General features: G+C 44.3%; 13 protein-coding genes. All 13 read right to left on the reverse strand.

The genetic code is table 11. The features are described 5' to 3' along the window. Positions 1–2 precede the first annotated feature (2 nt). The 13 genes from B9A91_RS06020 to B9A91_RS06080 all read right to left on the reverse strand — a co-directional run bounded on the left by B9A91_RS06020 (position 3) and on the right by B9A91_RS06080 (position 18963). Entirely contained in the window at positions 3–1079 is a 1077-nt protein-coding gene (locus B9A91_RS06020) for a TlpA disulfide reductase family protein (RefSeq protein ID WP_084237481.1), read from the reverse strand. A 26-nt stretch (positions 1080–1105) separates the two neighbouring features. Next, positions 1106–2206, reverse strand: coding sequence for a TlpA disulfide reductase family protein (locus B9A91_RS06025; RefSeq protein ID WP_084237482.1), 1101 nt, complete (start codon positions 2204–2206; stop codon positions 1106–1108). Between the two features lie 9 nt (positions 2207–2215). Continuing rightward, positions 2216–3526 carry a TlpA disulfide reductase family protein gene (locus tag B9A91_RS06030; RefSeq protein ID WP_235012469.1) on the reverse strand — a complete coding sequence of 437 codons (1311 nt, stop codon included), beginning with the start codon at positions 3524–3526 and terminating at the stop codon, positions 2216–2218. Positions 3527–3597: 71 nt separating this feature from the next. Beyond that, complete coding sequence (locus B9A91_RS06035; protein ID WP_084237483.1) at positions 3598–5031, reverse strand: RagB/SusD family nutrient uptake outer membrane protein; 1434 nt, start codon at positions 5029–5031, stop codon at positions 3598–3600. Between the two features lie 30 nt (positions 5032–5061). Then, entirely contained in the window at positions 5062–8613 is a 3552-nt protein-coding gene (locus tag B9A91_RS06040) for a TonB-dependent receptor (RefSeq protein WP_084237484.1), read from the reverse strand. A 157-nt stretch (positions 8614–8770) separates the two neighbouring features. Then, the gene (locus tag B9A91_RS06045; RefSeq protein ID WP_084237485.1) at positions 8771–9898 is read right to left on the reverse strand and encodes a FecR family protein; all 1128 of its coding nucleotides are present in this window, start codon (positions 9896–9898) and stop codon (positions 8771–8773) included. A 108-nt stretch (positions 9899–10006) separates the two neighbouring features. Continuing rightward, the gene (locus B9A91_RS06050) at positions 10007–10579 is read right to left on the reverse strand and encodes an RNA polymerase sigma-70 factor (RefSeq protein ID WP_084237486.1); all 573 of its coding nucleotides are present in this window, start codon (positions 10577–10579) and stop codon (positions 10007–10009) included. A 91-nt stretch (positions 10580–10670) separates the two neighbouring features. Further along, the gene (gene rhaM / locus B9A91_RS06055) at positions 10671–10985 is read right to left on the reverse strand and encodes an L-rhamnose mutarotase (protein ID WP_084237487.1); all 315 of its coding nucleotides are present in this window, start codon (positions 10983–10985) and stop codon (positions 10671–10673) included. A gap of 1 nt (position 10986) precedes the next feature. Then, positions 10987–12471, reverse strand: coding sequence for a glycoside hydrolase family protein (locus tag B9A91_RS06060; protein WP_084237488.1), 1485 nt, complete (start codon positions 12469–12471; stop codon positions 10987–10989). Between the two features lie 41 nt (positions 12472–12512). Continuing rightward, complete coding sequence (locus B9A91_RS06065) at positions 12513–14084, reverse strand: RagB/SusD family nutrient uptake outer membrane protein (RefSeq protein ID WP_084237489.1); 1572 nt, start codon at positions 14082–14084, stop codon at positions 12513–12515. Positions 14085–14107: 23 nt separating this feature from the next. Next, positions 14108–17206, reverse strand: coding sequence for a SusC/RagA family TonB-linked outer membrane protein (locus B9A91_RS06070; RefSeq protein WP_084239599.1), 3099 nt, complete (start codon positions 17204–17206; stop codon positions 14108–14110). 277 nt (positions 17207–17483) lie between these two features. Continuing rightward, entirely contained in the window at positions 17484–18173 is a 690-nt protein-coding gene (locus tag B9A91_RS06075) for a DUF4377 domain-containing protein (protein WP_084237490.1), read from the reverse strand. A gap of 70 nt (positions 18174–18243) precedes the next feature. Continuing rightward, on the reverse strand, positions 18244–18963 hold the full coding sequence (locus B9A91_RS06080) for an NUMOD1 domain-containing DNA-binding protein (RefSeq protein ID WP_084237491.1): 720 nt from the start codon (positions 18961–18963) through the stop codon (positions 18244–18246). Between the last annotated feature and the right edge of the window lie 111 nt (positions 18964–19074).

The following is a 19074-nucleotide window of genomic DNA, read 5'->3' on the forward strand; positions in this document are numbered from 1 at the left end:
ATCTAATTGTTAAATATTTCTTCCAGTTTCTTGTTCAGGATCTCCCCTCTCAAATCTTTGGCTATGATGTTTCCTTTAGGATCTACCAGCAAAGTACTTGGGATACCCATAATGCCGTAATATTGAGAAACTTCGTTTTTCCAACCTTTCAAATCAGAAAGCTGGGTCCATGGCATACCATCATCTTTAATTGCCTTTTTCCAGTTGTCACCCTTATCGTCCAGCGAGATACCTACCACAGTAAAATTTTTGTCTTTATATTTATTATAAGCTTTCAGCACATTAGGATTTTCTGCGCGGCATGGTCCACACCAGCTGGCCCAGAAATCAACCAGCACATATTTACCTTTAAAAGCTGAAAAGTTAACCGGTTTTCCTTCAGTATCGTTCTGGGTGAAGTTCAGCATTGGTGTACCGATAGCGCTGCGTTTCAGTATGGCCAGACGCTCGGTAAGACGTTTGCCTTCCGGACTGGCTTTTACGTTTTTACCCAATTTATCGTACACAGCCTGTATATCCTTATACTCACCCATTCCGGCACGATCTGTAACCAGGCTCAGGCTAAAAGCGCTTTCCGGATGTTCGGCGATGTATTTATTGGCAACAGCACGTTTTTGCATCCTGATGTCCTGAAGCTTTTGTTCCAATGCCAGTTGTTCTTCCTTGCTCACCTTGCCGTACTTCTGGTACAAGGGCTGCTCCTGTGCTGAGAATGGCTCCAGCAGCTTATTGTATGCATCGGCCTCATCCTGGATTTTAGAGCCGGTAAGCTTCACTTTGTTCAGGGAGTCCATGCTTCCGTTCAGTTCCATATTTCCCGGTTCAACAAATAACCATACCGCCCTTTTTGGGAACATCACAGTTACTTTTTGCGGATTGGCCATAGGGGCTGTCCAGGTAAATTTGTCGCCGGCGGCTTTTACACTACTGGTTTTGGCTTCACTGCCTTCATAATAGTGGAAATTCAGTTCCGCATCGCCCAGGCCTTTGATGTTGCCTTTTACTGTAGCTTGCTGCGCAAAGGCTGTACCTGTTACACAGATCAACGCCGTTGCCGCCAATTTTTTAAGTGTTTTCATAGTTCTTTTATTTATGGTTCAATTAGTTAGCTTCCTAATAGCTCTGCTAGTTTACGATCTATTTCGCTTTTATCACCACTCTTCACTAAAATTTTACCTTCTTTGTCTAGCAGTACATACAGCGGTATGGTACCGTGTTTATACTTGCTGATCACCCTGGCTGGCATATTTTTTACCGGAAATTCATCTGCCAGCTGTATCCATGGCATTTGTTCTGCGTCCATGGCTTTTTTCCAGTCGCTCCACCGGCTATCGTTGGTTACCGCTACAATCTCAAATCCCCTGTTTTTGTATTTGGCATACACTTCTTTCCAGTGCGGGATAGCCTCACGGCAGGGCTTGCACCAGCTGGCCCAGAAATCGATCATCACATATTTGCCCCTGGTTGATGAAAGTGTAAACTTAGTGCTGTCTGGCTTCATTAAAGTAAAGTCCTCTGCATAATTTCCCGGCAATACTGCTTTTCTTTCTGCAACTTCTTTTTGAAGGTTGCTGTAGTACAAAGATTGTGTAGCTGGGGCTTTAAACTGGGCAAGCATTTGTTCCATCTCATTAAGCGGTAAACTGGAGTTAAACATATAGTGGTTGCTGAGCATATAAGCACCGGCAACTGAACCAGGGTGCTTGGCAATGTAAGGACGGATGTAATTCAATTGTGCTGAAAACAAGGCTTCTCTGCCTTTTAGTCCTGTGATGCTGGCTTCATATCCCTGATAGGCAGTGTGGCTTGCAGAGCCGTTTACCTGCACCTTTTTGAGTACAGCCCCCTTTACCCCACCGTATTGGGTATAATCATAATGTTGTGAGCCTGTTGTATCGGCAGTAATAGCTATGGCTCTGTTTTCCAGGAAAACCTGGGCACCCCAGTTCCCTGGAATAAAAGAAAGGCTCACCAGCTCTGGGGTATTCAATTTCCCGCTGACTACAAACTTGCCGTTCTTTACACTGGCTGAACCAATTTTTTTTGTGGTCCTGGTTCTTGAATCGTAAGTGGCCAGCTCTACTGTGCCATCGGCAATTCCTTTAACAGTACCTGTTAATGTGTAACTACCATCCTTTTGTGCAAAGCTACCAGACGAGGCCATAGCCAATAGCATAGCCGCAGCCAAATATTTTAATTTCCTCATGTTTAATCGTTAATTGTTAAAAATTTCAGCCAGCTTTTTATCCATGGCCTCATCATTTTCTCCACCGCCGCCGTAACGGCCAATAATCATTCCGTTTTTATCTACAAGGATCTTTGTTGGCAGTGAATGAATGGCATAGGGTTCCGTAATGTCGTTCGTTTTATCATATCCGGTGGCTGTTCTTTTTAAACCCCTCAACACGTGTTTCCATACACCAATATTGTCTTTTTCTACGGCCTTTTTCCAGGCATCAAGGTTGCTGTCGTCGTCAGATACACCTATGATTTCCAAACCCTTATCTTTGTACTTACTGTACAGGGAAAGCAAATGAGGGTTGCCTTTACGGCAAGGCACACACCAGCTGGCCCAGAAATCGAGCAGTACATATTTTTTACCTTTAAAATCGGCCAGGGCCAGGGGCTGTCCATTAATGTCAGTTGAACTGAACATCGAAGCCGGACTTCCTGGCGATCCACCTTCCAAGCTTTTGATCTCTTTGGCGATCTCTTTACCGTAGCTGCTTTGCTTTACCCTGTCTGATAATTTCGCATAAAGTGATTTCGATTCTGCCAGCGGCAAAGAAGAAACCTTCCAACGCAGGGCATAAGCCGTATAGTAAGAATCAGGATGAGTTTTTATGTACTCCATATCTATTTTACCTATCTCTTCCCTGAAAGGGTCCATTTTATCCTTCGCTGCAGTGGCAGCTTCCTTCAATGCTTCCAGCTCGGCTTCGGGCTTTCCGGCCTTCCTGGCGTCAATATAGGCCATATTGGCTTTATCGTAGACCGCCGACAGCATCCGCATGTGGTCCATTTGCGGCTTTTTACGGATATTCAATGCCGTTACTTCATCTTGGGTTTTAGAGCCTTTCAATTTCAGGTTCTTAAAGTCACCTGCAGTTACCTCCATTGTAAGGTTTCCGGGTTCAAGAAAAAAAGAAGTCAGGTTAGGATCATCCATCCCTCTGCTTTTTACTGCCCCCATAAAGTAGGCCATTACAGGCTCGTTCAGGTTGCCTATGAATTCAAAGCCCCCGTTTTGTATGGCCGCACTATCCTGAACAGCTTTACCATCGGCTCCAAGATACGACAGCTTTAAGAAACCGGAGTCCTGCCCTTTGATCTTCCCTTTAAGTACAAAAGTATTTTGCTGTCGGGATGATTTTACCATAGGATCGTTTTTTCCATACATCAATGCAGCCTCACTAATACTCAGATTAGTACCATTTGCATTAACCCGAGGCTTTCCTTGAGCAAAAGTGTTTGTAACACTGCCCAGCAGTGTTACAAACATCAGGGTATACTTTGTTTTCATCATAATTTATTATTGGTATAACGAGTAGGCCGGGACAAAGTCCCGGCCGTTTTAAAAAGTTTATACTTACGGGGTTATTGCCTTGGATATCCCGGATTTTGTTCCCCTATCGTTGGATTTAGCTGGAATTCTGTTAAAGGAATTGGCAGGATATACTGTTTCTGTTCAATTATGGTTGGTCTGAGTTGCCTTACTGTTGCAAAAGGAAGACGTAACAATGCCAGCCATTCAATACCGTCTTCGGCCACCATGTTCCTCGAGAATTCTTTATAAATCTCTACCAACATCAAAGCAGGTGTATTGGCATTCTCTACTGCAAGATAGTTAACCGTATTGGCCAGGGCAGTTATCCCTGCCTTTTCCTGCACCTGGTGAACCAAGGTTCTTGCATCGGCTAAATTGCCTCCGGAGCGGACGATAGCTTCTGCTTTAAGCAGGTAAACTTCTGAAAGACGGAAAACATAAGACTCTTCCACTTTTGGACCGAAGAATTTGCTCATATAAGTGGAATCTCTGATCGAAGCCTGGGTAGATGTGGTAGCCTTGGTGAGCATCCAGGTAGCTCGCGGATCATTTTCCAATAATTTTCTGAACTGCGGCGAGGCGAGATAGACGGAAGACTGTATAAACTCAAATCTGGACCTTTTGCCTACCTGCGAAGTAAATGGAGTAATGCCAAGTATAATTTCCTTACTGGTCAGTCCTTTTACCTGCATCAGGTCTTTCAGACTTGCTTCCAGCTGATAATTGGTATTGGCCATAACCTCGTTGGCTAACGTGATAATGCTGCCATAATCAGCAGATTGCCCACGTAGCATCAGCACACGCATTTTCAGCACTTTTGCAGCGGTTTTGTTGGCATAATAGTTTGGTCTGGTATCGGCTGCATTTGCAATTGCAAAATCTATATCCTGCAAGATAAAGTCATAGCTGTCTTTCACATTGCTCCGCGCCTGCGCGGCATTACTCAACTGCAGACTTTCCTTCCGCAACATTACGCCATAAGCACTGTTAATGTTGTACCATTCCGAATAATAAGCTAGCAAATTGAAGTGTGCATAAGCACGTAAAAACCGGGCCTCTGCCAGCATTTCTGCTTTCCTTGTACCCGTAAACTTACTGTCAGCTAGTGCATTTACCCCTTCTACAACACCATTTGCCGCATTTAGTATCGCGTAATTAGGTGTCCATAAAGTAGCCGAAGCCGCAGGCGTAACTGCATTGATGTAGTCGGGAACCTGCCCAAACCCGTACTGCATCCAACCCGCATACATAGCGGGTGTTACCTCGTGATAGATCGAATACGTGGTACTGTTTACTGACAAAGAAGTGCCCACTACAGCCAGGCGGCTGTAGGCTCCATTCATCGCCACTTCTGCACTTTTCTGATCGATAATGACATTACCTTCAACTTTGGCCTGAGGAGGCAAAGCATTCAGGTCTTTTTTACATGCGTACTGACTTATAGTGGTCAGCAGTAACATGATATAGCAAACAATCTTTTTCATCGTCTTATTTTTAAATTGTTAAACCCTCTGTTAAAATCCAAAACGTAAACCTATGGTCAGTTCCCTGGTGGTTGGATAGGTGCTCAGATCGCGACCGCCGCCAATAATACTGCCTGGTGCATCACTCACCTCCGGATCCAGTCCTGGATAGTTGGTGATGGTAAACAGATTTGTTGCAGAAATATAGATGGAGGCCATGCGTACATTCCACTTCGTTGCCAATCGTCTCGGAAGGTCATAAGCAAGGGTTATAGATTTCATTCTCAGGTAAGAAGCATCATACACGTTTTCGTTGGTATTGAATACACTACCTCCCCAGATTAGCCTTTGCCTGTTGCTGTTCAGATTGCTTGCGGAATAATGATCAAGAATAGCAACACCTTTATTTACACTGTTTACCACTGCCCGGTTAGAAACATCGTTCTGGTAAAGCAGGTCGTTTCCATACGAAAAGGTCATCAAGGTAGTAAGACTAAAATTTTTATAACCGAAGATATTGGTAAAACCACCAAAGAAATCAGGCGTAGCATTGCCAATGATGTCCTGCTTCCATACCTGGGTAGCCGGGTCTATCTCGTACGACAGGTCGCCGATGTTCAACCAGCGGTTAAATACGCTCCATAATGGGAACGCTGCTTTTTGCGCATCCAGCTGCTCCTGGGTTTTAATCACCCCCTGCGAGATCCTTCCATACAATAAGCCCAGCGGCTCACCCTCTTTCACGATACTGGTGCCCAGGTTAAGGGCGTTCCTGTTGTTCGGATCAGAGAACGGGCCTCCGTTTACTTTCAACACTTTTGAGCGGTTGCGTGCAATATTGAAAGCAGTACTCCAACTGAACCCTTTAGATTGAATAATGTCACCTCGAACATCAAATTCTAAACCGCGGTTCCGTACTTCTGCTATATTAACTACCACATTACCAAAAGCAAAACTTGGTGCAGTACTGATGTTCAGCAAGACCCCATCTGTGGTTTTGTCATAGTAACCAAAGCTTCCACGTAAGCGGTTGTTAAAAAAACCGTAATCCAGTCCCAGGTCTTTTTGCAGGGTAGACTCCCATTTGATTTTATCATTACCCAGTTGTGTAGGCACAATAGCGGCCGCTCCAGCATAGGCCGTAGGTGTATACAAGGTACGGAACATGTTATCTGCAATGCTGTTGGTGCCCGTTTTACCTGCACTTACCCTGATCTTCAGTTCGTCAATCCATTTTACATTTTTAAGGAAAGGCTCCTGGTTTATTTTCCAGGCAATAGCCCCTGAAGGGAAATACCCCGCCTGATTGCCCTGTGCAAACTTACTGGAGATATCGGCACGACCGGTAAAGGTTAACAGATAACGATCTTTAAAGGAATAGTTAGCCCTTGCATAAAAAGATAGCAATGCATATTGACCAGAAGGGTTACTGCCCCGTACCTGTGTAGGTGTAGCTGCTGAGGTTAGGTTATTGAGGTAAATATCATCCGGGAATGTCCTTCCTTCTGCAGAGAAGAACTCGGCAGTGTATTTTTCAAAAGATTGACCTGCAACCATGTTTAAGCGGTGGTCGGCATTGAACTCTTTATCCCAGGTCAGTGTATTTTCGATGAGTGTGTTTGTAGATTCATTGAGTGCCTGTGACCCTACGCCCCCACCTGCGCTTACACCACCCTGACTATTGGGATTGGCAATTTCCAGGTAGCTTGGGATGTAATTTCTTTGTTTATAAGAATTGAAATTAACCTGTAGCATACTTTTCAATTTCAAGTCTTTCAGGATAGTATACTCTCCGGATAAGGAGCCCCTGAGTTGGTTTGTTTTACCCAGATTGGTTGCAGTAGCCAGGGCCAGTGGGTTTTGCAAACCAAAATCGCTACCCACATTATAGTTATCGAATATTGTGAAGCTGCCATCGGCGTTGTATGGATTGATGGTTGGAGGTGCAAGCAATGCATTCCCATAAAGTCCGTTGGTTACATTATTTTTTGTGAAGCTGTAATCGACATTAGTAATTACCCTCAGTTTGCTGGTAATTTCATTGTCCAAATTCAATCTACCCGAAACCCTGGAAAAGTCGCTACTTATTAACGTACCTTTTTGCTGGCTGTAAGATAGTGAGCTGTAATAGGTAGAACCTGTTCCGCCGCCGCGTACCGACACAGTTGCGTTTTGTGTCAATCCGTTTCTTAGCACTTCATCCAGCCAGTCGGTATTGCCATTGCCCAGGTTCGCTGTACCATTCACGATAGAAAGCGACGCAGGGTCTGGGGTTCTGCCCAGACGCTGATCTTCGGTTACCCTGGTCTGTGCAGCCTCCTTTAGTACAGACAGATATTGATCACGGTTCAGTACTTTTTCAGACCTTGCCTTGCTAAAGCCAGCGTAGTAATTCATCTCCAGAACTGGCTTTTCATTCTTTTTACCTTTTTTAGTTGTTACAATAACAACGCCGTTGGCTGCCTTGGAGCCGTAGATTGCAGTTGCGGAAGCATCCTTCAGGATATCAATACTTTCTATATCTTCAATATTCAAGCCAGCCAGGTTGTTTAGTCCGCGTGCATAGGAGCCTGAGATAGCGCTGTTCCTGGCATTCTCACCACCATAATTCTCCATAGGGTTGGTCATATCAGTTGTACCCACAAAAGTATTGGTAACAGTTACGGGAACACCATCAATGACATACAAAGGATCATTAGAACCGATTAATGAGGTTCCGCCCCTTACCCTGATCCTTACTGCACCACCCGGTGCACCATCAGCCTTGATCACCTGCACACCCGCGGCCTTACCCACCATGGCATTGTCAAGGCTCATGAAAGGTACATTTTTTACTTCAGACATACTCACTGATGCTACCGAGCCAGTCAGGTCCTTTCTTTTTGTACTGCCATAACCAACTACTACGGTTTCTTCCAACCTATTCTGTCCCTGCTGCATCACCACAACCATGGTCGGACTGGCTGTCATCTCCCGGGTAACATAACCTACGTAAGAGAATACCAACACCGCATTATCCGGAACAGAAAGGCTAAAAAAGCCCTGTTCGTTAGATGAAGTTGACTTTGTAGAAGTCCCTTTCAATTTGACACTCACCCCCGCCATCGGCTTCCCGTCTTCATCCAGCACGCGGCCCCGAACATCAACAGCAGAAAAAGCATTCTTAAGTTTATCCAGAAAGGAAGGCTCTTTCCTGGAAACTACTACAGAATTGTTGGCCACTGAATAGTCAAAGGGCTGGTTCTCAAAAACCCGTTTTAATACTTCTTTCAGGTCAACGTCTTTTACCTGTATGGTAACCGGATTTGCGGTCCGTAAATTGGTGGTGGTAAATAAAAAGTCATACCCACTTTGGGTTCTGATTTTGTCTAATACAGACTTAATGGGCGCATTTTTTTCCGATAAGGTAATTTTTTGCGCATAGCTACCTGCGCTTACCTGCAGGATAACTGTGATTAAGAGTAAAGTGGTCAGGTTAACTCGCATAATCCATTCTCTTTTTCCGGTTCTATTCGCCCGGCGTAAAGCCAGGTTCATCATCAACTGGATTTTGGAAATACAGCCAAAAAGCTGTATCAACCTTTTTGTGTAAAAATTGTACATTTGCTTAGCATGGTTTAAAAACGGCTGGCCTTCATTTTCGAAGATGGAGGGGCCTGTCGCTTAGTTGATAGTTTAGATTATTGATGTAAACCGCTTATTGGGTTATCCTGGTTCCGAAGCCGGGGTAACCTTTTTTAAGGGTTCAGGTAGTAAAAGTTTAATTCATTACCATCACCCTCCTTCCTTCAATTTCAAAACGAACGGTTTTGGTTCTTTCCAGCATACTCAGCACCTCACTGATGTTAGATGCCCTTGAAATGGTTCCGGTAAACCCTTCTTCTGTTGGTTTATCTTTATAGATTACTTCAATGTTATACCAGCGGGCAATTTTCTGCATCACACTGTTTAATTTTTCATCGTTAAACCGGAAATAACCATTTTTCCAGGATACGGCCTCGTCCAGATCTGCATTCTTTACATCAAGATTACGGCCATTGCTGACCGCTTGCTCTCCCGGACTCAACACGGTATAACCACTGTCATCATTGCGCTTTTGCAGGTCATCCAATACTACCCGCACTGCACCTTCCAGCAAGGTCGTTCTAGTCAGGTTATCATTTTCGTAAGCACTGATATTGAAATGCGTTCCCAAAACAGTTACTTGCTGGTTCGGGCTTTTTACAATAAAAGGGTGCTCTTTATTTTTTGCGACTTCAAAATACGCTTCCCCAGTCAGCTCCACCCGGCGTTCCCCTCCCCTAAAAACCTGAGGGAATTTCAGGCTGCTGCCAGAGTTAAGCCAGACTTTACTGCCGTCGGGCAGTATCACCTGATAGGTACCACCGGCCGGAGTACGCATGGTCATCTCTACTGTTTTATCTTCATTAGGAATAGAAATTGAACTGCCGTCGTTGTACGCCAATTTGGAGGCATCAATCACAATCCCACTTTTCGCATCACTCAACCCTATGGTCTTGCCGTTGGCAAGAGTAAGTATGGCAGTATTTTTTCCTGGTGGCACATCATTGGCATATGCAGGGCCGCCAAAAGGATTTTTAAAATTACCGTTACCGATAAAAAAGACCAGCCCTACACCTACTACCAATAACACTGCCGCAGCAACACCAATAAAAGGCCAGGTCCTGAACCTGGGCCTAACCTGTTGCTGCAAGGGAAGCCCATGGCGCATCAGCAAAAGATCCTGGTTCAATTCTTCAGCAGTAATTTCAGCAATGGCATTCACATCATGCTGCAGGTACCAACTCTCCAGCAGCGCTTGTTCTTCTTCGCTACAGGTTCCAGCTTTATACCTATTTAATAATAATATGACTTCTTTACGTTCCATTGCTGCTCAATCTCTTTTCGCTGATTTATAATTAGAGTCGGCCAGGCCTAACCCTGGGCGTAGGTAAAAATGAAAAAAAACAAAATATTTTTTTTAAACGTCAATTTGCTAAAGAATAAACGCGGTAAATATGGCCGATCCGAGCTTTGTACGCAATATTTTCAGAGAGTTGTTCACTTGTTTTTTGACCGTTTTTTCAGAAAGGTTTAGCTGCTCTGCTATTTCTTTGTGACTGAGGTTCGCTTTGCGGCTAAGCTCAAATACTTCACGCATTTTTGGGGGAAGCGCTGCGATCTCTCTTTCAATAAGCGCCCTGAGTTCTCTCTCTCTTACCAGGTGATCTGTAAGGTAATCGCTCTTCTCTGCAAATTCGCCAATAGAAGATATGTACCTGGATGCTACATCCCTGTGTGAAATAAAATCAAATATTTTGTAACGTACCGCAGTATACAAGTAGGCCTGCAAGGTGGTTTTTACCATCAGATCGGCACGATTGTTCCATAAACTGCCAAAAAGATCGTGCACAATATCACGGCTCTCTTCCCGGTTGCGAAGTTTGTTAAATGCATGAATATATAAGGCCGCGTGGTAGCGGTTATAAATCTCAGTAAACGCAGCATTATCATCCGACCTTAAAAGCCTGGTAAGTTCAACATCAGACATTGAGTGATATGCAGCCATCTTTAATTCCCCTGAGGTAAATTTACGTAAAATTAACCTCAGGAAAACAATGGTACAGGGATTTATTTTCTAAATCCTGTCTTGCAAGTCTTCAGGGCAAATGAAACAATTCTGTCAGATCTGTTAAAACAGGTACTCCGTCTGCATTGCTCAGTACTATATCGCTCATATAAACCCACCATTGACGCATTACCTTTTCGCCAGCCAGGGCATCCAGCATCCTTCTGTCTGCAATTTTCATCGTTGCAAAAAGCGTATCCGTTTGCCCATCCAGGTAAATGGAATAATCGGTTACCCCGGTCTTTTTTAATAAAGAGGATATTTCCGGCCATATTTGCTCATGGCGTTTTTTATATGCAACTGCACATCCGGGCAGCAAAGTCATTTTAAAAGCCAGCCGTTCCATATCACTCTTTTATTTTGATAACGGTTACCGCAAAAGGCTTAACCAGAAAAACACCGGGCTTAACTTCAGCGTTTGCTATAGGATTGTCGCCAGTATTTACATCAACTGTCTGTAACGTTGCCCCTTCCATAGCAGGCAGTTTCAGGTTAATGGTCTTATTGGTTTTGTTGATGAGCAATAGTTTTTTACCCCCTGCCGTGATAAATGCCTGGGCTGCAACATCAGGATTATTCGAGTTTGCCGGCACCAGCTTATCGCCCGGTCCAAAATTGTCTTTAATCAGTTTCAGCACCCAGTACCTGGCGTTGGGCTTTCCTGTTTTCCAGTTGATCATCGTCACGTCAGGAAACTGGGTAGGATATCCTACCAATTGTGATTCGCCCGCTACCTCTATGCCTATTTTGCTCAGTTCTACATAAAGATAGGCAAACATAGCACCCGACAGGTTCCAGTATCCATCCGGGATCACTCCTTTATAATCCCTATTCTGCAGAATGGTACCAATTTCATTGATATGGGTAAAAGTATTTGCTGACAAACGCTTGCGGATGTTTTCGATGTAGCGCACACGATCCAGAAAACCATTGGCCTGATCGAAAAACGAGTACTGGTAGCTGTCTATCCCCTGGTCAAGCGAGGCTGGCCGGCCATAGAAATGATAGGAGATCCCATCCAGCGGTACGCCGGGTTTATGATTGGCTGGATTAAGAAAATACTCAAACCACTGCGGGTCAGTTTCAAGGGCAACGGAAATCCCCACAAACTTTGTGTCGGGTGAAATCTTTTTAAGCTCCAGAACCACTGCATCATAAATTCTGGTATAAAGTTGTGGTGACATCCGGTGTTCCAGATCCGGCTCGTTCAACACTTCCCAATATGGAAATTTATAGTGGTACCCGGATTTATGGAATTTGCCCAGTTCGTCGGTAAAACCTCCTTTGGTATACCAGCGAAATACCCTTGCAAAATAATCTGCAACTTCTTTACCTGTAGTATCGCGAAGTTCCTTACCTTGATTGTATTCCCAGAAAGGCAGATCAGGGTCGTTAGGATATTGCACTGGCTTAGCTGTTTTAAACATCCATACCGGTATGGTACTGAAGTTGATGACAGGAGGATGTCCCTTTGTAGCGTCCATGAAGTCGACGAGGGCCGGATCTGCATATTGAAAATCCCAGAAAGTTTCAGTAGCTGTTGGTGCCTTTAACTCGGCAACCGCCGCCTTTGGATAAGGAAACCAGGGCACATAACGAACATAATCGGCGCCAATATTTTTTAAAGCCTCAAAGCTGGCCTTATGAATAGGCGAATTTGCACGCAGCATGGGATTGTATACCACCTGCAACGTTGGTATGGTTTTGGAAACCGCAAGTGTGTTGTTCCAGTTTATAGTAAGGTTTTTTTCCTGTGCAGCAAGCTTTTTAAATGACAGCGCAGCCACAAATAGGATGACCAGGGGAAAGGTTGGGTTTGGTTTACGATACATATCTGGTTAGTTAATTAAGGGGGCTTAGCGCCCCCTGGAAATTACAATGGATTTTGGGTCAGTTCAGGATTGATTTCACGTTCTGACTGCGGAATAGGGTACAACAGTTTTGCCGGGGTAACGTTATAGGATGCTGGCGAAAGGTAATTGTACAGTTGTTTCATCTGGGCCCCGTGGGCGGTCATGACCTGCACAGCTTTGTCGGTACGCACCAGGTCATGCCAGCGATGATTTTCAAACGCCAGCTCTACCCTTCTTTCATGCGCTATAATGTCGCGAAGTGCCGCCGGATCGGTAGTGGTAATATTATGCGTGGTATTTCCAAAAGCTCTTTCCCTTACGGTGTTCAATGGGGCCAGCGCCAAACCGGATTTCCCATTTTCATTCAAAGCTTCTGCCAGTAACAGCAAAGCGTCTGCATAGCGGTATACCGGCCAGTTGTCATTGGTATTGTTAGGAGCGGGATGCGGCGTGTGTAAATATTTTTTAATGTAGGGGACACCAATTTTACCAGCAGCAGGCACATAATTGAGGATACTTTTATTCGCAGAAATCACAAGCTGGTCGCTACCATTATATGTGCCTTCGGCAATAGCAATAGAGGCATCTTTACGGCTATCACCAGCTTCATAAGCAGCTATCATATCCTGTGACGGGGTATTCCAGCCACCTGTTGCGCTATTGTTGGTAGCTGTACCTGTTATTAATGTAGTTGTGGTAGTGCGTGGTAAAAACTGATAAATGAAATTACTCGGCGCTGTACCCAGGGCCGTGCCCTCCAGGTATTGTACCTCAAAAATAGACTCTTTGCTGTTCTTATTTGCCGGTAAGAAAGCATCTGCATAATTGGTCTGCAATCCATACCCCATGGTGGCCAATGTACCTAACACGGTTTCTGCCTCCGCAAATTTTTTCTGCGTCATCAGCACCTCAGCATATAGCATGGTAGCAGCACCTTTAGTAGCCTGACCGCTTTGCGGGAATTTGGCAGGCGCAGCCAGTTTGGCAATCGCCTCCTTCACATCGGTAGTGATCTGTGCATACACTTCCTCTACCGTAGCGCGTGGCAGGAAAGCATCATCTGCCTTCTTCACTTCTTTTAAATATAAAGGCACCCCAGCAAACAGACGCACCAGCTTAAAATAATTAAAAGCCCTTAAAAACCTGGCCTGCCCTTCGATATCATTTCTTGCTGCCTCAGGAATATCTGCCTCTTTCAAACGCTCTATTACAATATTGGCTTTGGATATGCCGGAATAGCAGGCAAAATAAACTGTGTTTGTATTGGCATTGGTAGGTCCATCCATAAAGTCGTCAATGTTTTCCTTAAACAGGTAAGCGGTACCTCTGTTGCTTGGGTAAGGCTGATAGTGCGTATTGTCTGACCGCATTTCTGAAACATAGAAGTCCTGGTTCATCAGGTCCCTGAGCGGCACATAGGCTGCGATAACGGCTTGCCTGAACTGGGCCTCTGTCTTATAAAAAGTTTCTGGAGAATAGGAATCTTCAGGACTCAGTTCAATGAAACTCTTCTTGCAGGAAGTCAGCATTAAAGAAAGCATCAAAGAGAACGTTAAAAAGAGCAATCTGGTGTATATAAATATGCTTTTCATCTCTGTATATTTTTTCTTGGGGACTATTTAAATGTTGTTGAAATACCAACCGAGAATGTTCTTGGAATAGGATAGGCGTTTTCATCTATCCCGATGCCAGCTGTTGCATCTGTTCCCGAAAGGTTGATTTCCGGACTGAAACCAGAGTAACCGGTAATGGTGAAGGCTTGCTGTACCGAAGCGTACACCCTTAAAGTTTTAAGCAGCAGGTTACCTTTAAGTGGAACCGTATAGCCCAGTGTAATGTTCCTGGCTGTTAAATAGGAGCCATTCTCTACCCACTGACTGTTTACCTGACGGCCTATTGCCGTAGTACCGATCCGTGTGCTTGGATACACACCCGATCCGGGATTCTGCTCCGATCTCCACCGGTCTTTTATTGCCGCCAATGGGAGTCTTGAACCATCCATATTTGCAAGATATGCCCATTTTGCAGGGCCAAGGATATCTCCGCCCACAGCGCCCGACATCATGATGTTCAGATCAAAATTCTTATACCGGAAGCTGTTGTTGATACCGAAACTGAAATCTGGTGTTGGATCGCCGATAAACGTCCGGTCGTACTCATCACTGATTACCCCATCTGGTACCCCATTAGGCCCCGATACATCTCTCATTTTAATTGTACCGACATTGGAAGCTGAGCCATATTTAGGAGAATTGGCCAGGTCGGCCGCGTCTTTATAAAGCCCCTCAAATATAAAACCGTAAAATTCCCCCAAACGATGTCCTACCTGGTTACGGTAATAATCGGAGGTTACCGTATTGTTCCGTCTTATAAACCCTGGCGCAACCAGAGCATTGATAATGTTCCGTTCAAAGGAAATGTTAAACCCAGAATTCCATTTTAATGCCCCCGTCAGATTACTTGTATTGACTGCAATCTCGTGGCCCCAGAACGCAAACTCACCGATGTTATACTTAATGGTCTGAAAACCTGAAGCCCTGGGTATAGGCCTGTCCTGAATCATGCCATCCGTTATTTTATGGTAGTAATCGTAGTTAATGGATATCCTGTTGTTCAACAATCCGAGTTCAAATCCTACATCAAATTGTTTGTTCCTCTCCCAGCGCAGCTCTGAATTTCCAAGGGTATTGATGGTATTTCCAGAAACCAAAGCCCCGTTCAGAATGTAATTGAACTCTCCCATTTTGGCAATGGCATCAAAGTTCCCAAATCCGTTATTTCCCGTAATACCGTAACTGGTCCGGATTTTCAGAAAATCCACAAACTTAAATTTTTGCATAAAGGCCTCATCGCTGATGATCCACCCCGCCGATACAGAAGGGAAATAACCATATTTGCGGTCCTGCCCAAAACGGGATGAGCCATCGCTCCTGATTGCACCCTGTAAAAGATAGCGGCCTTTATAATTGTAATTTAGCCTTGCAATGGCCGACAACAAAGAGTAAGCAGTAGCGTTGCTGCTCCCGGCGGTAATGGAAGTAGCAGCACTCAGATAAGGCACATCATCGCTTGGAAAACCAGTACCTGAAACCGAATTGCTGTTCTGCTCAAACTTCTGTGCCGAGTAGCCGGCAAGTGCTTCAATGTTATGGTCTTTGCCAAGTGTACCAGCATAGTGCAGATTTGCTTCTGCCGTCCACGAAAAATTGTCTACAGAACTGCTCAGTCCGCTGGCAATCGAGTTTGCATTGATAAACGAAGGGGTAAACTGTTCCCGGGTTTCTGCCCCTTTATCGGCAGCAAGATTAGTTTTCAGACTCAGCCCTTTTAAAAATTCATAGTTTAAAAATGCGTTTCCAAGTATCCTTGTAGTTTTGTAGTCGTCTTTAGACATCGTAAACTGTGCATATGGATTGATATAGGAAACCATGCCGGGTGAATTGACCAGTTTGGGCATACTGCCATCCGGATTTACTGCTGGGAACATCGGACTGGCTTCCAGTACTTTTTCAAAAAATCCATTTACCCCATCTGTTGCCAGGCGGTTATTATGGTCGCGGCGATAACTGGGTGCCAGGTTAAAGCCCATTTTCAATTTATTGTTGCTCAGACTGATATCCTGGTTCAAACGTAAGCTGAACAACCTGGTTCCAGTATTGATGATTACGCCATCCTGAGATTGATAGCCGGCAACTACGGTAGATGAAGACTTGTTATTTGCCGATTGTATGGTAAGGTCGTAACTCTGTATTGGGGCCGTCCGTGTCAGTACATCAAACCAATTTGTACCCTCACCATACTGGTCTGGGTTGGAATATGCCGCTAACTGATCGGCAGGAACCACGTAACTGGGCTGAAATATCTTCTGGTCCTCATAACGTTCTTTCATGAAGGTAGCAAATTCCCTCGCATTCATCATCTTCGGCACCTTATTCGTAGGGATTTTCTGAATGCCATAGTTACTACTGAACTCAATTTTTGCATCACCGGGTTTGGCATGTTTTGTAGTGATCAGTACCACCCCATTTGCGGCTCTGGACCCATACAGCGCTGTAGAAGAAGCATCCTTCAGCACGGTAAAGCTTTCGATCTCTGAAGGGTTAATATTGTTGATACTACCTGTAACCGGCAGTCCATCAATCACGAATAAAGGCTGATTGGTAAGAAAAAGAGAAGCAGCCCCGCGGATGCGGAATTCCATGCCCCTGCCCGGTTGTCCGCTGCTCTGTGCAACCTGCACGCCCGCCACTCTGCCCTGCAGTTGCTGCGCAAACTGCCCAACAGGCATATCCTGCAGTTCTGCAGCATTAATCTGAGCAACAGCGCCAGTGACCTCTCTTGCTTTTTGTTTGCCATAACTCACTACAACTTCCTTCAGTTGTACATTAGAGGATAGCTTAAAGTTAGCAATGGTTTCTTTTCCGGCTGTTACACTGATACCTGCTTTTTCTACCGGATTGTAGCCGATATAACTTACCGAAAGACTGTAAGTACCTTCTGCAACCCGTAGGGAAAAATTACCGTCTGCGTCGGCAGTTGTGCCATTTTTAGTCCCTTTTATCAAAACCGATGCTGCCGGCAAAGCTCCTGAATCATCGGTTATTCTCCCCTTAATGACACCTGTTTTTTCCTGCGAAAAAACCAGGCCCGAATACAGGAACAGCAGTAAGAGTGCTGAAAGCGTTAAACGTGTTTTGTAAAAGTGTTTTCTCATAATTTCCATACTTGGTTAACCTAAATTATCCCTTAACAGTCGAAGAACTGTTATGTACTGTCATGGTTACGAAAGTATTTATAACATATTAAAAGAATATTAAACTTAAGTTATCAGTTAAATAAAACAAAAAAAATGAATTTTTAATACAATAAAAAGCGCTAGAAAAGCGAAAAAACACATTTATAGTGAAACAGCTTATGAATACAAAAGTATAAACACAAAAAATGGCCTGGGCAAAACACCCAGACCATGCCTTTCAATTATTTTATTTTTGTTACAATGGCGCCATCCCAAACATCAGTACCAGTCTGTTGCCCCGGTATAAGTTCAGCGTCTGGTCTGCAACATCATACCTGAAAGCACCACCGTTCATCAGCTGTAAAAACTCTCCTTCAATCTTATTCCTGGCTGCATCACACGCCATCAGTGTTCCGGCAAGCTGTTTAAACGTTATACTGTTTGCGGTTTTTTCAAATCCGCCCATAAAGGTATTGCAAGCCGATGAGCCATGCACCCGGTTTTTATCTTTGTCAAAGACCATATAAACAGGCGATTCCTTCTGTGTCGTCCCATTCATCTGGATCAGTTTCCATTTGTGTTTCAACACAAAGTCCCAGGCGCTGTTACCGGTATTCCCTTTCATCTTCTGCTTTTTAAGGTTTTTTTTCAACTTGTAATCATAAGCAGAGGCATCGGCCGGAACATTTTTCTTTTTGGTACGGTCTACCAGGATCACGTAGCGATAACCTGGCTGATATTTAAAGCCATTTATACCTCCGTAAAACAATTCCCAGCTTTTGCTATTTTTATATTTCACCTGCATACAGGTCATAGGTGCCACACCTGTACAGCTGGCCAGGTCTTCTTTAACAAGCAGGCGGATCAGCTCCGCTTTGCTGGTCATAGAAATTCCGGTTACCAAAACAATAGTGAGCATTAATTTTACATAGATACTTTTCAACATGTTATTTCATTTTTGTGTGTAATAACAGTAAGATGTAGAAAAGGTTTGTTTTCCATAAAAGGGGAAAAAACTAATGCAAAAACTGCTCCCTCTTTCTTTTCATATGACGTTCCAGTTTCGACCCTTTATAGGCCGGATGCCTGCGCAATTCATTGATATTCAAACGCAACTGCTGACCTTTACGCCACAAATAACCACCCGCATTCAGGACATCACCATTTAAGGCATGATGAATGTGTCCGTTATCTATTCCGGTGAGCCTGGCTGCTTCGTAACAATTCTTGAAAGAGCGGACCCAACGACCGTCCATATCATACTGTGACACGCCGGCAATTTTTTCGGTTATTCTTGGATTTACAGGGATTTTCTTTTTGATGGTCTTGCTCCATATAAAACCGCCATAAGTCATACCCCTGCCCTTAATCACATCGCGGATACCATTATAATGCACCCCAACGGCCTTTGCAGCTTCTTTGGTATTTACATGGGTATCTACCAGGTTACCTTCAAGATCGTACTGCCCAACGGTATGTATTTTAGCAGCAATAGGCGATGGGCCATGCCAGTCTTTCTTCAGCAAAGGCCTGACATCAATTTCTGCTGCAGCTCCGCGTCGCCATATATAACCACAGGCGGTAAATACAGCATTGTTTTCCCGGGCTGCCCTTGAAATATACGTCTGATCGCTATCCATTGCTGCTGCAGCAACCTTAGCATTGGGGTAGGTTTCCAGTCGCTGACCGCTTAACGAATACCTGCTAATAACCCGCTGATACATTCCTGAGTTCATTCCAATTTGTTTTAAACCAAAATACTGGCCTTTGTTTACCGTTGGGATGACAAGAGAGCGGCTACAATGGCACCTGTTTTATATGTAAATATAAATAAGATTGAATAAATA

The sequence above is a fragment of the Pedobacter africanus genome, assembly GCF_900176535.1.
GTDB lineage: Bacteria > Bacteroidota > Bacteroidia > Sphingobacteriales > Sphingobacteriaceae > Pedobacter > Pedobacter africanus.

Excerpts from the sequence above, each read along its gene's own strand:
- B9A91_RS06030 (WP_235012469.1), bottom strand. The coding sequence starts at position 3,526 with ATGATGAAAACAAAGTATACCCTGATGTTTGTAACACTGCTGGGCAGT.
- B9A91_RS06050 (WP_084237486.1), bottom strand. The coding sequence starts at position 10,579 with ATGGCTGCATATCACTCAATGTCTGATGTTGAACTTACCAGGCTTTTA.
- B9A91_RS06040 (WP_084237484.1), bottom strand. The coding sequence starts at position 8,613 with ATGTACAATTTTTACACAAAAAGGTTGATACAGCTTTTTGGCTGTATT.
- B9A91_RS06075 (WP_084237490.1), bottom strand. The coding sequence starts at position 18,173 with ATGTTGAAAAGTATCTATGTAAAATTAATGCTCACTATTGTTTTGGTA.
- B9A91_RS06080 (WP_084237491.1), bottom strand. The coding sequence starts at position 18,963 with ATGAACTCAGGAATGTATCAGCGGGTTATTAGCAGGTATTCGTTAAGC.
- B9A91_RS06035 (WP_084237483.1), bottom strand. The coding sequence starts at position 5,031 with ATGAAAAAGATTGTTTGCTATATCATGTTACTGCTGACCACTATAAGT.
- rhaM (WP_084237487.1), bottom strand. The coding sequence starts at position 10,985 with ATGGAACGGCTGGCTTTTAAAATGACTTTGCTGCCCGGATGTGCAGTT.
- B9A91_RS06065 (WP_084237489.1), bottom strand. The coding sequence starts at position 14,084 with ATGAAAAGCATATTTATATACACCAGATTGCTCTTTTTAACGTTCTCT.
- B9A91_RS06060 (WP_084237488.1), bottom strand. The coding sequence starts at position 12,471 with ATGTATCGTAAACCAAACCCAACCTTTCCCCTGGTCATCCTATTTGTG.
- B9A91_RS06045 (WP_084237485.1), bottom strand. The coding sequence starts at position 9,898 with ATGGAACGTAAAGAAGTCATATTATTATTAAATAGGTATAAAGCTGGA.
- B9A91_RS06070 (WP_084239599.1), bottom strand. The coding sequence starts at position 17,206 with ATGAGAAAACACTTTTACAAAACACGTTTAACGCTTTCAGCACTCTTA.
- B9A91_RS06025 (WP_084237482.1), bottom strand. The coding sequence starts at position 2,206 with ATGAGGAAATTAAAATATTTGGCTGCGGCTATGCTATTGGCTATGGCC.
- B9A91_RS06020 (WP_084237481.1), bottom strand. The coding sequence starts at position 1,079 with ATGAAAACACTTAAAAAATTGGCGGCAACGGCGTTGATCTGTGTAACA.